Source organism: Kitasatospora sp. NPDC059812 (genome assembly GCF_042732075.1).
GTDB lineage: Bacteria > Actinomycetota > Actinomycetes > Streptomycetales > Streptomycetaceae > Kitasatospora.
This window is the reverse complement of the sequence record NZ_JBHWIO010000038.1, coordinates 60299-74347: the sequence shown is the minus strand read 5'-3', so window position 1 is coordinate 74347 and position 14049 is coordinate 60299. Positions and strand designations below refer to the sequence as shown.

General features: G+C 73.0%; 14 protein-coding genes. 9 read left to right on the top strand and 5 right to left on the bottom strand.

The genetic code is table 11. The annotated features are described in order from the left end of the window. The 4 genes from ACFV6D_RS20440 to ACFV6D_RS20425 form a co-directional block, all read left to right on the top strand. Nucleotides 1–325: winged helix-turn-helix domain-containing protein (locus ACFV6D_RS20440; protein WP_380560656.1), on the top strand; the 325-nt coding region annotated here is incomplete at its 5' end. Then, complete coding sequence (locus tag ACFV6D_RS20435; RefSeq protein ID WP_380560655.1) at nucleotides 315–2213, top strand: ATP-binding protein; 1899 nt, start codon at nucleotides 315–317, stop codon at nucleotides 2211–2213. The genes ACFV6D_RS20440 and ACFV6D_RS20435, both read left to right, overlap by 11 nt. 56 nt (nucleotides 2214–2269) lie before the next feature. Further along, nucleotides 2270–2635, top strand: coding sequence for a PadR family transcriptional regulator (locus ACFV6D_RS20430; RefSeq protein ID WP_063351477.1), 366 nt, complete (start codon nucleotides 2270–2272; stop codon nucleotides 2633–2635). After that, on the top strand, nucleotides 2632–3639 hold the full coding sequence (locus ACFV6D_RS20425) for a hypothetical protein (protein WP_063349697.1): 1008 nt from the start codon (nucleotides 2632–2634) through the stop codon (nucleotides 3637–3639). Before ACFV6D_RS20430 ends, ACFV6D_RS20425 begins: the two co-directional genes overlap by 4 nt. 157 nt (nucleotides 3640–3796) lie before the next feature. On the opposite strand, the gene ACFV6D_RS20420 is transcribed toward ACFV6D_RS20425, so the two are convergent. The 5 genes from ACFV6D_RS20420 to ACFV6D_RS20400 all read right to left on the bottom strand — a co-directional run bounded on the left by ACFV6D_RS20420 (nucleotide 3797) and on the right by ACFV6D_RS20400 (nucleotide 7941). Further along, nucleotides 3797–4027, bottom strand: coding sequence for a hypothetical protein (locus tag ACFV6D_RS20420; RefSeq protein WP_380560654.1), 231 nt, complete (start codon nucleotides 4025–4027; stop codon nucleotides 3797–3799). Nucleotides 4028–4317: 290 nt separating this feature from the next. Next, on the bottom strand, nucleotides 4318–5037 hold the full coding sequence (locus tag ACFV6D_RS20415; protein ID WP_363375544.1) for an ATP-binding cassette domain-containing protein: 720 nt from the start codon (nucleotides 5035–5037) through the stop codon (nucleotides 4318–4320). Between the two features lie 217 nt (nucleotides 5038–5254). Further along, complete coding sequence (locus ACFV6D_RS20410; protein WP_380560653.1) at nucleotides 5255–6124, bottom strand: ArsR/SmtB family transcription factor; 870 nt, start codon at nucleotides 6122–6124, stop codon at nucleotides 5255–5257. Between the two features lie 53 nt (nucleotides 6125–6177). Continuing rightward, nucleotides 6178–6807: a hypothetical protein gene (locus tag ACFV6D_RS20405; protein ID WP_380560652.1), complete on the bottom strand. Its 630-nt coding sequence runs from the start codon at nucleotides 6805–6807 to the stop codon at nucleotides 6178–6180. 714 nt (nucleotides 6808–7521) lie between these two features. Further along, entirely contained in the window at nucleotides 7522–7941 is a 420-nt protein-coding gene (locus tag ACFV6D_RS20400) for a hypothetical protein (protein ID WP_159398537.1), read from the bottom strand. A gap of 329 nt (nucleotides 7942–8270) precedes the next feature. On the opposite strand from ACFV6D_RS20400, the gene leuC reads away from it, so the two are divergent. From leuC to ACFV6D_RS20375, 5 genes are read left to right on the top strand one after another with little or no spacing between them, the layout of a single operon-like run. Further along, the gene (gene leuC, locus ACFV6D_RS20395; protein WP_380338220.1) at nucleotides 8271–9671 is read left to right on the top strand and encodes a 3-isopropylmalate dehydratase large subunit; all 1401 of its coding nucleotides are present in this window, start codon (nucleotides 8271–8273) and stop codon (nucleotides 9669–9671) included. A 35-nt stretch (nucleotides 9672–9706) separates the two neighbouring features. After that, nucleotides 9707–10390 carry a 3-isopropylmalate dehydratase small subunit gene (gene leuD / locus ACFV6D_RS20390; protein ID WP_363375500.1) on the top strand — a complete coding sequence of 228 codons (684 nt, stop codon included), beginning with the start codon at nucleotides 9707–9709 and terminating at the stop codon, nucleotides 10388–10390. After that, the gene (locus tag ACFV6D_RS20385) at nucleotides 10387–11586 is read left to right on the top strand and encodes a pyridoxal phosphate-dependent aminotransferase (RefSeq protein ID WP_380490503.1); all 1200 of its coding nucleotides are present in this window, start codon (nucleotides 10387–10389) and stop codon (nucleotides 11584–11586) included. The genes leuD and ACFV6D_RS20385 overlap by 4 nt, the downstream gene beginning before the upstream one ends. Next, entirely contained in the window at nucleotides 11583–12611 is a 1029-nt protein-coding gene (locus ACFV6D_RS20380) for a TauD/TfdA family dioxygenase (RefSeq protein WP_063349705.1), read from the top strand. The genes ACFV6D_RS20385 and ACFV6D_RS20380 overlap by 4 nt, the downstream gene beginning before the upstream one ends. Continuing rightward, nucleotides 12608–13924 carry an MFS transporter gene (locus tag ACFV6D_RS20375; protein WP_380560651.1) on the top strand — a complete coding sequence of 439 codons (1317 nt, stop codon included), beginning with the start codon at nucleotides 12608–12610 and terminating at the stop codon, nucleotides 13922–13924. The genes ACFV6D_RS20380 and ACFV6D_RS20375 overlap by 4 nt, the downstream gene beginning before the upstream one ends. The last annotated feature ends 125 nt before the right edge of the window (nucleotides 13925–14049 follow it).

The window sequence follows — 14049 nt, the reverse complement described above, 5'->3', positions numbered from 1 at the left end:
GGCGCCGGCCGTGCTGACCGCCGGGGCCCTCACCATCGACCCCCTGCGCCACGAGGTCACCGCCGACGGACGGCCCGTCAGCTGCACGCCCGGCGAGTTCCGGCTGCTCCAGGTGTTGGCCGCCCAGCCCGGCCGGGTCTTCACCCGGGCCCAGCTGCTGGAGCACCTGCACGGCATCGACCGGTACATCACCACCCGGACCGTCGACACCCACGTGATGAACCTGCGCCGCAAGATCGAGCCCCAACCGCGGCGCCCCACCCGCCTGCTGACGGTCTACGGCATCGGCTACAAGCTCGCGGAGGGGCCGCGCGGTGCGTCATGACGCCCCGCCGCGCCGCAGCCTGCTGGTCCGGCTGCTCGCCCTCTCCGCCCTGGTCTCGCTCTGTTCGATCGCCGCGACGGCCTGGCTGACCGCCCGCACCACGACGGGCGCGATCAGGCAGGAGCAGCGCCAGGTCCTCGCGGACCAGGCCCGGATCTACCACGAACTGCTCGGCTACGCCGCGACCCACCCCGACTGGACGGGTGCGGAGAGCACCGTGCGGCGGCTCGCCGCCGACACCGGGCAGCGCATCCTGCTGACCACTCCGCGCTTCGAGCCGGTCGTCGACTCCGCGGCCGCCGTACCCGGGTCACCGCCGTCGGCCGCCACCGCACTCGGGTCACCGGGCGCCACACCGTCGGCCGCCACGCCGTCGGCGCCGCCCCCGGGCGCCGCCGACCGGACGGTGCTGCCCCGGACGCCCACCACCACCGTCGACCCGCTCTCCGTCGACCTCGCCATGCTGCCCGACGCCCCGGCCGACCGGATCGACGCCCGCGCCGTGGGCCCGTTCCGGCTGACGACCGCCGAGCGCGCGGCCATGGAGGAGGCCGCGCGGAACCGGGCCGGCTGCCTGCGGTCGGAACTGGGCGTCGAGGCGACCGTCACCGACGACGCCGCCGGCCGCCCCGTGGTGAGCGTCCCCGGTGGCCGGCCGCTCGGCGTGCGCTGCGCGCCCCCGCTGGTGCTGGACGCCCCGACCCGCACCGAGAGCGCCGCCCTCGCCGACCTCACCGCGCTCGTCAACGCCTGCCTGGAGCGCCAGCAGATCCGGCCCGTGACGCTGTCCCTGGGGCTGCAGTGGGCCCCGGCCCGCGACCGGGAGCAGGAGCAGGTGATCTCCGCCTGCCTCGCCAACTCCCGCCGGCAGCAGCTCGTCCGGTACGTGGCGCCGCCTGTGCTGCTGTTCGTCGGCGCGCCCGCCGGCGCGGCGGACCAGGCCCCCGCGCTGTCGGCCCCGCACCGCGGGCGGGTCGCCGAGGTCGCCGCGCTGGTGCTGGTGGTCACCGTGGCGATCACCACGATCGTCGGCCTGCGGCTCTCCCGGCCGCTGAACGCGCTCACCCGCGCCGCCCGGCGGATGGCCGACGGGGACCTCTCCGCCCGGGTGTCCGCGACCGGCCGCGACGAGATCGCCGGACTCGCCGCCGCCTTCAACGCCATGGCACAGCGCCGCGAACAGCTGGAGGAACTGCGCCGGGCGATGGTCGGCGACATCGCGCACGAGCTGCGCACCCCGCTCAGCAACATCCGGGGCTGGCTGGAGGCCGTCGAGGACGGCGTCGTCACCGCCGACGGCGCCCTGACGAGTTCGCTGCTGGAGGAGGCCCTGCAACTCCAGCATCTGATCGACGACCTGCGGGACCTCGCCGACGCCGACGCCGGTGAACTGGCCCTGCACCGCGAGCCCGTGGACGTCGAGGACCTGCTGGCCCAGGTCGCCACCGCGCACGGCGCCCGGGCACAGGCGTCGGGCGTGGCCCTGGTCGTCGACACCGCCGACGCTCCAGCCGGGTGCGAGGTGTTCGCCGACCCGGTGCGCCTGCGCCAGCTGGTGGGCAACCTGGTCGCCAACGCCGTCCGGCACACCCCGGCGGGCGGCACGGTCACCCTGCGGACCCGCCCGGAGGCCGACGCCCTGCTGATCGAGGTCGCCGACACCGGTGGCGGCATCGCCGAGGCGGACCTGCCGTTGGTGTTCGAACGCTTCTGGCGGGCCGACAAGTCCCGCAACCGGCAGAGCGGCGGCAGCGGTCTGGGCCTCGCCATCGTCCGCAAGCTCGCCGAGCTCCACGGCGGCGGCGTCCACGCGGCCAGCAGCCCCGGCGCGGGCGCGGTGTTCACCGTGCGCCTGCCCGCTCCGGCGGCCGCCGGGTACGGGGGCTGAGCGGGCCGATAGCTAAATCATCGACATATGTTTGCCATTGATCTATGCTCACGGTCATGGCTAACCGTCAACTACAGGAGCCGACCCGGCTCGTGCTCACCGCGCTCGCCGATGCCCCGCGGCACGGCTACGCGATCGTCCAGGAAGTCCTGGCCATCTCCGACGGCCGGACCAAGCTGCTCACCGGCACGCTCTACACCGCGCTGGACCGGCTCCTCCAGCAGGGGCTGATCCGGATCGACCACGAGGAGGTCGTCGGTGGCCGGATGCGGCGCACCTTCGCCCTCACCGAGGACGGCCGGGACGTCCTGGGCGCGGAGACGGCGCGGCTGCGGGCCGGAGTCGTCGAGGCCGAGCGCAGGCTCGCGCTCGGGCGGGGGCCGCGCCTCGGGGCGCTCCGGCTGAGCGGCGGTGCGGCATGACCGCGCAGCAGGCCGGGGCGCTGCCCGGCAGGCTCCCGCTGATCGGCATCTACCCCGCCGCCTACCGGGCCTCGCACGGTGAGGAGATCGCCGCCGTCTTCGCCGAGTCCGTCGAGGGCGCCGACCGGCGCACCGTGCTGCGCGAGTGGGTCACCCTGGCCGCGCACGCCGCCCGGCTGCGGACCCGGCTCAGCTCCGGAGACCCCGCGGGCCGGGCGCTCGCCGGCGCCGCGCCGTACCTGCTGGCCGGCGGGGCGGCGCTGGCCTTCGTCCAGCTGCTGATGGGCCTCTTCATCAGGGAGCCGCACTCCGAACTGATGGGCCTGCACACCACGGCCGCGTCCGCGGTGGGCGTGGTGCAGACCGTCCCCTGGCTCCTCGCGCTGCTCGGCGCCGGCCTCGGGCACTGGGGCGCCGCCCGCGTCCTGGTGCTGGTCGGCGTCCTCGCCCGGATCGGCGCCGCGGTCGGCTATTTCGTCCACCCGGCCGGGGTGCTCTTCCTGTCCCTCTACCAGCTGCCCCTCTGGCTCCTGCTCGGGGTGCCGCTGCTCATCGCCCCGCCCGACGGCGTCGACCAGCGCGTCCGCGCCCGGGTCGGGACGGTCGTCGCGGCGGGTGCCATCGTGCTGCCGATGAGCGCGCTCGTCCTCGCCTGGCCCTGGCGCGAGTTGGAGGACTACTCCGAGGTCATCTTCCCGCGCAGCACCCAGATGCTGCTCGACGCGTCGTCGGCCTGGCCCGCCGTGGTGATGGCGATCGCCTTCTTCGTCCACTTCGCCGCCCGCCGGCCCGACCGGCCGCGCGCCGTCGGCGTGGCGCTGGCCGCCCTCCCCTGGGCGGTCATGCTCCCCGCGCCTTACTACTGGGCGCTGCCGCGCGACCTCGCCGACCTCGGGCGCAACCTCGCGGTCGTGGTCGGTCTGCTGGCTGTCGCCGCCACCCTCGCCGCGTTCAGCCGCACCCTGGCCGCCTCCCGGAACCCGGAGCCGGTCGAGCCGGCCTGACCGCGCAGGCGGTGCCCCGAACTGACCGCCGGTGTCGGGCCGGCCGGTCCGAGGATCCCCGAGTCCCTTCTTCCGGAAGGGGCTCGGGGATCTTTCGGCGTCGGTCCTCGGCGGTCGGGCGGTCCGTCCTCGGCGATCGGTGCGCGGTGGCCGGTCCTCAGCGGTCGGCGGAGAAGCCGTTGATGACGCTCAGGGCGCTCAGGGTGCTCAGGGCGCCGAAGCCGCCGTCCGCGCAGACCGGTTGGAGCTGGACGTCGCCGACGATCTGGAAGAGCTTCTCGGCCGGGTCGGCGGCCGTGGGGTTGCAGACGGGCTGGCCGACGCAGTGGTGGATGGCGGCCACGCCGTCGCCGGTGACGGCGGGGGAGGCGGTGGTGCAGAAGGTCACCACGCCGATCTTCGCGGGGTTCGGCCCGTCGGGGTCGTGCAGCTTCCACGTGCCGGAGGTGGTGGAGGCAGCGACGTTGCCGCCGCACTGCCCCGCGGCGGCGGCGGGTGCGGCGGGCGGCGGTCCGGGATGCGCCGGCGCGGTGCGCGGGAGGGCGTACGGGGCGCGGGAGCCGCGACTGGGGAAGCGCTGTGCACCGCTTGACCGGGGGGCGCCGGGGAGGGCGAGGGGCGCCGGGGAAGGGGCGCCGGGGGCGCCCTGGGAGAGGGGCGCCGGGGAAGGCGGGCGGATCAGGTGGTCGAGCCTCTTCGGAGGTGCTGGAGGCAGTCGGCGATCTCGGCGGGGGTGGAGGGGCCGAGGGCGTCGGCGAGGCGGCCGTGGTGGAGGAAGACGACGCTGTCCGCGCACGCGGCGGCTTCCGGGTCGGTGGTGACGAGGACCGCCGTGAGGTCGAGGGCGCGGACCGCGCGGCGGAGTGAGGCGCCGATGGCGCGGGCGAGTTCGGGCGAGTCGTCGTGGCCGGGGGTGTCGACCAGCAGCAGGCGCGGTGAGCCGGCCAGCAGCCGGGCCAGCATGGCGTTGTGCTGCTGGACCCGGCCCAGCCTCCGGAGCGGCCGCCGCCAGAGCCACAGTCGGGTGACCCGGCTGATCTGCCAGGCCTGGCGGCGGCCGAGTGCGGAAACACCCGGGTCGACGAATTCACGAACCGTCACATTCGGGTGGACTGGCTCGTGTTGGCCCCAGAGCGCACCGACGGAACCCCGTCCACCGTCGGCCCAGTGGACCGTTCCGGTGGACGGGGTGGTGACGCCGGCCATGCACTCCAGGAGTGCTGTGGTGCTGGCGCGTTCGTCTCCCATGACGGCACAGAAGCGGCCTTTTCGTACGCCGAGTGAGAACTCGCGCAGGACCGCTGTGGGACCGTTCGTGCCCGGGTGGATTTTCGACACGTTTTCCAGCGTGACGGCACAGTCTGGGGCGGCTTCCCGCTCAGCTGGTCCACCTCCCATCATGAATCCGCTCCCAGGCTTCCGTAAATGATGCGTGCGGCGACAAGGCATCGTGCGTGCATGCCCAGAACCTACTCGCTCGTAATGGGTTTAGGCCATGCTGCCCGCATCCGTATGTATGGTGCACTTTCCTAGACCATCCGTGTCGGATCCAGATCGCTCCTCGGGGCGTGTTGCGGGTTCGTTACTTCGGGAATCGTCGGTATAGGGCGAATTGTCAGACGAGTGGATCCCCACGAAGAAGCGCCCCGCCCAGGGGGGTCAGGGTGTGGTGCACTTTGTTGAGCGAGCGCAGGGTGGTGATAAGGCCGGCCGCCCGCAGGACGGCGGTGTGCTGGCTCGCGGCGGCGGTGGAGATGCCCACCAGCTCGCCGACCTCGGTGGTGGTGCAGGTGGTCGTCAGCACCTGGAGGACGGCCGCCCGGGTGCGCCCCAGCAGGGCGCCCAGGGCCTGGTCGCCGTCGGGCGCCGGGTCCCACAGGTTCTCCCGGTCGCGCGGGACGGGGATCGGGTAGAGCAGCAGCAGGGGCCGGTCGCCCTGCTGTTCGACCAGGATCGGAGACCGGGAGAACAGGAACAGCGACGGTGCTATCTCCAGGCCGGTCGACTCCAGTTTGATGTCGTGCCCCGTCCCGGGGACCTCCAGCACCGGGGGGCGCCAGCGGATCGCCGGGTGCAGGGTGCTGAGCAACTGGTCGACGCCGCCGCTCATCATGATCTGGGCCCGGGCGTTCCGGTCGACTTCGAGCAGGGTCGACACCTGGTTCCAGTACGGCTCCACGGCGATCCGGTGGAATGTCTCCAGATCGCGCAGGACCCGCGGTCGGAATTCGTTCCCGGATCCGGCCGTGGAGGAATTTTCGAGAATTCGGTAGAGATCCGGGAAAGGGCGGACGGTGCGGGCGAGTTCGGCCAGCGCCCGGCCGTCCCGTTCACCCGCGACCCGGCGTCGCCAGGAATGGAAGACGGGGCCTCCGCCGCCCGTCGCGAAGGTTTCGAGGGCGCACAGCGCCTCTCTCATCGGATCCAGATGGGCGGCCGACGATACTTTGGCCAGGCTCGCCGGACTGAAGAATATGCGTCGCATTGCTGTTTTCCCCCTTGAAGTTCCGATGCTGTCGCGATCGGAGGTCATCGGTCTCAGGCCGGCATCGCTGCCGCTTCGATCACGCCCTCGGTCGCACAGTTCGGTCCGTCGGGGAGAATGGGGTAGAAGAGCGTCGGTCCGTCGGCAATGGTGTGGTCGTCCACCAGGACCGGGGAATCGGGTGCCAGGAAGTAGGACGGCGCAATGGTCAGCCCGACCTCCTCCAGTTGCACGTCCTCGTTCTGTCCGGGTATCTCCAGCGAGCAGGTGGAGAGCCGGACGGTCGGGTGAAGAGTGCTCAGCAGGCTGCGGGCGCCGCAGTCCTGGAGGATTTCCAGCCGCTTCTTCCGGTCGCTCTGAACGGTGAGGGAGATCACGTCCCAGTGCGGGGCGACCATGATGCGGTAGAAGGACTCCAGGTCCCGGAGCAGGCGCAGGTCGGCGCCGTTCCCGGAGTGCCGGGCGCGCCGGACTATGGTGTCCATGTCGGGGAACGGGCGGATGGTCCGGGCGAGTTCGACGAGCCGCTGGGTGGAGCCGAGCCGGTGGGTGGGACCCAGCCGGCGGGCCGGTCCGACGGGACGGGTTTTATGCCATCGGAGCCGGCGTTTCGCCTGGCGGTGCCGGGAAGAGAGCAGGTCCAGGGCGAAGAGTGATTCGCTGACCCAGTCCGGGGTCGGCATGATACGCGTTCTCAACAGGCTTGCCGACGTGAAGTGCAGACGTGGCACGAGTCCCCCATGAATGCCGTTGATGTAGGCGGGTCGGGAGCCGGGATCCACGGTGAGGTGGATGGTCGATCGTGCGTGACCGCAAGTTCGACATGGCCATGCCCGTTCCCGTACCGACTACGCTACGTGGCGCTTTAGGGGGGTGACAGTCGAGTCTTCGCCAGTTCGAAGGTGCAGTTCTCTGCACCTGATCCGGATAGCGGACTCGACTCGGTTCGACCGCCCCCTGACGGGTCGTGCGACCCGTGGGGCGGGTGGGGTGAGAGGGGCCTGTGGGGCCGGAGTCGCGCCGGACGTGGGTCCGCGCTCTCGGCCTACCTGCCAAGAGCGCGGAAGTTCCTCAGGCGCGGATTCGATCTGCTCGTCAGATCGTGATAAGCACGTTGATCAGAACACCAACGGCGACCACCGCGAGGACGACCCAGGGCCACATCGGGCGTTCCTTAGTGGGCTTCCAGCCGCTCGAATCGGGCATGACTGCTCCTGGCTTGTATTGGTACGGGGAGATTTACGGCCGGGCCCCCCGGAAGACGGGGGACCCAACGAGGGGCCCGGCCAAGGGAATCGGTGGGGGAACTGTTAGTGCCCTGTTCACCGATTCCGGTCTGTGGTCACCGTGCGCTCGCTGGGAGCCTCAACGGTGACGCTGGTTCGGAAGCCCAGTCATCACGGGTAGTCGTGGTGGTCGAGGCAGGTCTGGCGCAGTTCCTTGATGCGGTCGTTCTGCTCACCGATGTATCCGACCACGGTGCGCACCGCACCCTTCTCGCGGATGTCGGCGTTGCGCATCTTGTCGGCGGTCGACTGGATCGCATTGCGGAGCTTGTCGTCCCCGGCCTGCTTGGCCAGCCCGTCGAGCTCGTCGGCCCGTGCCCGCATCTTCTTGCGGGCCTCCTCCACGTTGTCCGGGAACGGATCGGTGAAGGTCTTGCCGAAGATCTTCGCGCACAGCTCGATCCGGTCGGCGGCCTTGGTACTGACCTGGCAGGCGGACGTTCCGGCGCCGACCAGGAGGACGGCGGCCAGGGTCAGCACGACCGTCCTGCTCCGCCGGTGTCCGGGTTCGGCCCCGTGGCTCCTGCGCATCGGGTACATGCTTCCTCCCTGGGTCCCGTGGGATCCGATGATCTTCTGCCCGTCGTCCCGGCGTTGGTTCCGCCTTCGATGACTCCATCCTGAACCCGGGCGCCGCCGATTTCATGGGGGCTTACTTCCGATCCGAGGTGCAGTTCTCTGCACCTTTCTTCGTGCACGTGATCGCCTGTGCTGGGCGTTTTCGCACCGGCTTAAAGACGTGGTGGGCGGCGGGTGGCGCCATGGAGGCTGAGGTCCGTACGGCCGGGACGGCATGCGGTGGCCGGGGTTCCGCCCCAAGGCCGTAGTGCACGGACAGCGCAGGGGAGAGAGGGACGACGATGGGCCCAGCACGGACACTCGCGGAGAAGCTGTGGGAGCGCCACGTCGTGGCCTCCCGGCCCGGCGGACCGGACCTCCTCTACATCGACCTCCACCTCACCCACGAGGCCACCTCCCCGCAGGCCTTCGACGGGCTGCGGCTGGCCGGCCGCAGCGTCCGGCGGCCGGGGCTGACCCTGGCGCTGGAGGACCACAACGTCGCCACCACGGCGACCGCGGTGCTCGACCCGGTCAGCCTGGTCCAACTGGACACGCTGCGCCGCAACTGCGCCGAACAGGGCGTCGAGCTCTACTCGGTCGGCCACCGGCGGCAGGGGATCGTGCACGTCGTCGGACCCGAACTCGGCCTGGTGCAGCCCGGCATGACGATCGTCTGCGGGGACAGCCACACCGCCACGCACGGCGCGTTCGGCGCGCTCGCCTTCGGCATCGGCACCAGCGACGTGGAGCACGTCCTGGCCACCCAGTGCCTGGAGATCGGCCGGCCGCGCACCCTGGCCGTCGAGTTCACCGGCCAACTCCCCCCGGAGGTCGGGGCGAAGGAGATGATCCTCGCGCTGATCGCCCGGATCGGGGCCAACGGGGCGCAGGGCCACCTCATCGAGTACCGGGGCGACGCGGTGCGCGGGCTCTCCATGGAGGCCCGGATGACGCTCTGCAACATGAGTATCGAGGCCGGCGCCCGGGCCGGGATCGTCGCACCCGACGAGACCACCCTGGAGTACCTGCGCGGCCGTCCGCACGCCCCCGCCGGGGCGGACTGGGACGCCGCCGTCGCCGACTGGTCGACCCTGGCCACCGACCCCGGCGCCGTGTTCGACCGGACGGTCGTGCTCGACGTGGGCGGGCTCACCCCGCTCGTCACCTGGGGCACCAACCCCGCCCAGACCGTGCCGCTCGCCGCCGCCGTGCCCGACCCGCAGACCTTCGCCGACCCGCTCGAACGCGCCTCCGCGCAGAAGGCGTTGGCCTACATGGGCCTGCGGCCCGGAACCTCGATGCGGGACCTCGCGATCGACGTCGTCTTCGTCGGCTCCTGCACCAACGGCCGGATCGAGGACCTCCGCTCCGCGGCCGGGGTGCTGCGCGGGCGCACCGTCGCCGCCGGCACCCGGATGCTGGTCGTCCCCGGCTCGATGCAGGTGCGGGCCGAGGCCGAGGCGGAGGGGCTGCACGAGGTCTTCGCGGCCGCCGGCGCCGAGTGGCGGCTGCCCGGCTGCTCGATGTGCCTGGGGATGAACACCGACCGTCTTGAGGGTGTCGAGCGCTGCGCCTCCACCTCGAACCGTAACTTCGAAGGCCGCCAAGGGGCGCGGGCCCGCACCCACCTGGTGTCGCCCGCGGTCGCCGCCGCGACGGCGGTGGCCGGGCGGCTCGCGGCCCCGGCCGACCTGGCCTGACAGCGCCGGCCCGGCCGGAGAGAGGACAGCTGAGTATGGAACCCTTCGTCGAACACCACGGTCGCGCGGTCGCCCTGCGCCGCGACGACGTCGACACCGACCAGATCCTGCCCGCGGAGTTCTGCAAGCGGGTCACCAAGAGCGGCTACGAGGACGCGCTGTTCGCCCGCTGGCGCGCCGAGGACGGCTTCGTCCTGGAGCAGCCGCGCCACGCGGGCGCGACGGTCCTGCTGGCCGGCCGGGACTTCGGCATCGGCAGCTCCCGCGAGCACGCCGTCTGGGCGCTGCGCGACTGGGGGTTCCGCGCCGTCGTCGCCACCGGCTTCGGCGACATCTTCCGCCGCAACGCCCTCAACAACGGGCTCGTCCCGGTCGACCTGCCGACCCCCGTGGTCGAGGAGCTGATGGACCTCGCGGAGTCCGCCGAGGGCCTGCGGCTCACCGTGGACCTGCGGGCCGGCCTGCTGCGCCGGCCGGGCGGCGAGCACCCGTTCACGGTCGACGCGCGGGCCCGGGCCCGGCTGCTCGAAGGGCAGGACGTGATCGCGGAGACCCTGCTCAGGACCGGGGACATCGAGGCGTACGAGGCGGGCCGCCCGTCCTGGCTGCCCGAGATCCCGCGCGGCGCCTTCGACCTGGCCGAGCAGCGGCTCCAGGGCGAAGCGCCGCTCCAGACCGAACAGCGGCTGCGGACCGACGCCGCGGGAGTGAGCCGATGAGCGCCACCACGCACCATGACACCCCGGCCCGCCGCGCCCTGGGCGCCGAGCGGGTCGCCGGACTGCCCGGCGGGGGGCTGGCCGCGCTGCTGCTGGAGGGGCTGCCGCCGGACACCGTCGACCTCGCCGTCGGCACCCCGGCCTACCCCGACACGCCGCCCGGGCTGGTCGAGGCGGCGGTGGCCGCGCTGCGGGCCGGCGTCCACCAGTACCAGGACCCGGCCGGGCTGGCGCTGCTGCGCGAGCGGATCGCCGCGGCCCTGCCCGGCGCCCCCGACCCGGGCTCCGAGATCACCGTCACCGTCGGCGGCAGCGAGGGGCTGGCCGTCGCCCTGCTCTCGTTCGTCGACCCCGGCGACGAGGTGATCGTGTTCGAGCCCTTCTACGAGAACTTCCTCAGCGCCATCGCCCTCACCGGCGCCCGCCCGCGCCCGGTCCGGCTGCGGGAGCCCGACTGGAGCGTCGACCCGGACGAGCTGGCCGCGGCCTTCGGACCGCGCACCCGCGCCGTCATCGTGAACAGCCCGGCCAACCCGACCGGCGTCGTCCTGGAGCGCGGCACCCTCGACCTGCTCGCCGAGCTGTGCCGGCGCTGGGGCACCGTGGTGATCTCGGACGAGGTGTACGCCGGGTACGTCTACGAGTCGGCCGGCTACCGCTCGGTCGCCGAGATCGAGGGCCTGGCCGACCGGTCCGTGGTGGTCGGCAGCCTCTCCAAGAGCCATGCGATCAGCGGCTGGCGGCTCGGCTTCCTGCGCGCGGCGCCGGAGCTCACCGCCCTGCTGCGCAAGGTGCACGTGGCCACCACCGGCGGCGCGGCGGCCGCGCTCCAGCACGCCGCCGCCAACGCGGACCTGCTGCTGCCGGAGCGCTGGGACCACGCGGCGGGGATGCGCGAGCGGCGCGACCGGACGGTGGCCCTGCTGCGGGACGCCGGCTTCGACTTCACGCCCCCGGCCGGCGGCTGCTACGTGCTGGCCCGGATCGACGGGCTGACCGACGAGCCCAGTCCGCGCTTCATCCGCACGCTGCTCGCCGAGACCGGTGTGCTGGTGGCGCCGGGCACCTCGTTCTTCGTCGATCCGGCCGATGGCGAGCGCTACGTCCGGATCGCCTTCAACCGTCCACTCCAGACCCTCGACACCGCTGCCGAGCGGCTTCGCGCCCGCAGCCCGCAGAAGGGAGTCACTCCGTGACAACCGCCATCAGCATCTCGACCGAAGCGCGGCACGACGGACTGGTCCTCGGGATCACCGCCGAGACCGCGGGGAACCGGCTGGTCGACCTCGGCAAGGAGCAGGGGGAGTTCATCCGCCGGCGGATCACCGAGCACGGCGCGGTCGTGCTCAGCGGCTTCGACTGGCAGGAGTGGCCGGAGCTGGACACCTTCGTCAACGCCGTCGTCGGCCGGCCGCTCGACTACACCGAGCGCTCCTCGCCGCGCACCGAGCTGCACCCCGGGGTGTTCACGGCCACCGACCACCCGGCGACCGAGGAGATCTTCCTCCACACCGAGCAGTCGTACAACCTGAACGTCCCGCGCTACCTGTTCTTCTTCTGCCGCCAGGAGTCGCCGGACGGCGGCGCCAGCCTGCTGGCCGACTGCCGCGCCCTGCACGCCGGGCTGCCCCGGGAGACCGCCGAGCGGTTCGAGCGCGAGGGCTACCTGCTCGTCCGCAACTTCCGCCCCGGCCTGGGCCTTTCCTGGCAGGAGGCGTTCGGCACCAGCGACCCGGACGAGGTCAAGGCCTACTGCGACGCCAACAGCATCGAGCTGGAGTGGCTGGAGCGCAACCACCTGAGGACGCGTCAGCTCCGCTGGGCCGTCGCCACCCACCCGGAGACCGGCGTCCGCTCCTGGTTCAACCACCTGACCTTCTTCCACGCCCGCACCCTGCGCGAGGACGTCGCCGACTTCCTGCTGGAGGAGTACGGCCCGTGGGGGATGCCCACCAACACCTTCTACGCGGACGGCAGCGAGATCCCGGACGAGGTCGTCCGGCAGCTCCAGGCCGCGTACCGGGCGCAGCAGATCGACGTCAACGTGCACACCGGTGAGGTCCTGATCGTGGACAACATCAGCGTGGCGCACGGGCGGGCCCCCTTCGTGCCGCCGCGTGACCTGTTCGTCAGCATGGCCGGGGCGCACGCGTGGTCCGAACTCCGCCCGGTGGAGCGGACGTCGGCGCCCGCGGTGGCGCTGCCGACCCCGCCGCAGTGACCTCGGGCAGTACGACGGCCGATGCCGCCGTGGCCGCGGAGCCGGGCCCTCCGCCGCTGTCCCGCAACCGCGAGTACAACGTGCTGTGGACCGCGAACATGGTCTCCCAGCTGGGGGCGCAGGGCACGCTGATCGCGTACCCGCTGCTGGTGCTCGGGCTCGGCGGCTCCGCCTTCGAGGCCTCGCTGGCCGAGTTCGCGATCGCCGGGTCGCGGGCGCTCGCGGCGCTGCCCTCGGGGGCGCTGGCCGACCGGGTCAGCCGCAAGACGCTGATGCTGGTCTCGGAGTTCGGGCGGGCCGCGGCGCTGGGCGTGCTCGCGCTGCTGGTGGCGATCGGGCACGCGCCGCTGGCGGCCATCGTGGTGGTGGCGGTGGTCGAAGGGGTGTGCACCTCGCTGTTCGGAACCGCCGACCAGGCGCTGCTGCCGAGCGTCGTGCCGTCCTCGCAACTCGCCGACGCCGTGACCCGCAACACCGCCCGCTACTACCTCGCGACCATCGTGGGCCCGGGGATCGGCGGATTCCTGTACGGCGTCCAGCGGTTGCTGCCGTTCGTCGCCCAGGCGGTGACCTCGGCGATCGCCTTCGTCACGCTGCTGTTCCTGCGGCTGCCGGCGCCGCCCGCACCGGTGTCGTCGCCCGAGGGCGAGGGCGAGGGCGAGGGTGCGGACCGGCCCGAGGGGACGTTGCAGGCGATGGCGTCGGGGCTGCGCTGGCTGCGCGGCAACCCGGCGGTGCGGGCGACCGTGCTGTTCGGCACCGCCTTCAACCTGGTGTTCAGCGGCCTGCTGATCGCCGTGGTGGTGATGGCCCAGCAGGACGGGCGGTCCGGTGCCGAGATCGGCGCCATCGGCGCCCTGGTCGGCGCGGGCGGCGTGTCGGGTGCGCTGGCGGCCGGGCGGCTGCGCCGCTCGCTCTCGCCGTTCACGGCGCTCATGGTGCTGACCTGGGCCACCGCCGTGCTGGTGCCGCTGCTCGCGGTGGTGCCGACCGGCTGGCCGTCCGGGCTGGTGCTGGGCGCGGCCGCGTTCCTCGCACCCACCGCCACCGCCCTGGTGGCGGGTCATCAGATGATGGTCACCCCCGATGAGATGCGCGGCCGGCTGGCCGGCCTGATCGGGGTCTCGATGGGCGCCGGCGCGGCGCTCGGCCCGCTGCTGTGCGGGCTGCTGCTGGAGACGGTGCACGCCGTGCCCACCGTCCTGAGCTGTGCGGCGGCGTTCCTGCTGATCGCACTCGGCGTGACCGTCACCCCCGCGGTCCGCGCCTTCCCCGCCCTGCCCGACAACCGGGAGCACCCGTCCGGGAGTTGAGGAGGGGGACGCGGGGGGGGGGGGGGGGGGGGGGCCGCCCCCCCCCCCCCGCCCCCCGGCACACCCCCCCCCCGCCCCCCCCGCCCCCCCCCCGCCCCGGGGAAACGCGCCACGCGCGCGCGCGC

Excerpts from the sequence above, each read along its gene's own strand:
- ACFV6D_RS20430 (WP_063351477.1), top strand. The coding sequence starts at position 2,270 with ATGGCTAACCGTCAACTACAGGAGCCGACCCGGCTCGTGCTCACCGCG.
- ACFV6D_RS20425 (WP_063349697.1), top strand. The coding sequence starts at position 2,632 with ATGACCGCGCAGCAGGCCGGGGCGCTGCCCGGCAGGCTCCCGCTGATC.
- ACFV6D_RS20415 (WP_363375544.1), bottom strand. The coding sequence starts at position 5,037 with ATGGGAGGTGGACCAGCTGAGCGGGAAGCCGCCCCAGACTGTGCCGTC.
- ACFV6D_RS20410 (WP_380560653.1), bottom strand. The coding sequence starts at position 6,124 with ATGCGACGCATATTCTTCAGTCCGGCGAGCCTGGCCAAAGTATCGTCG.
- ACFV6D_RS20405 (WP_380560652.1), bottom strand. The coding sequence starts at position 6,807 with ATGCCGACCCCGGACTGGGTCAGCGAATCACTCTTCGCCCTGGACCTG.
- ACFV6D_RS20400 (WP_159398537.1), bottom strand. The coding sequence starts at position 7,941 with ATGCGCAGGAGCCACGGGGCCGAACCCGGACACCGGCGGAGCAGGACG.
- leuC (WP_380338220.1), top strand. The coding sequence starts at position 8,271 with ATGGGCCCAGCACGGACACTCGCGGAGAAGCTGTGGGAGCGCCACGTC.
- leuD (WP_363375500.1), top strand. The coding sequence starts at position 9,707 with ATGGAACCCTTCGTCGAACACCACGGTCGCGCGGTCGCCCTGCGCCGC.
- ACFV6D_RS20385 (WP_380490503.1), top strand. The coding sequence starts at position 10,387 with ATGAGCGCCACCACGCACCATGACACCCCGGCCCGCCGCGCCCTGGGC.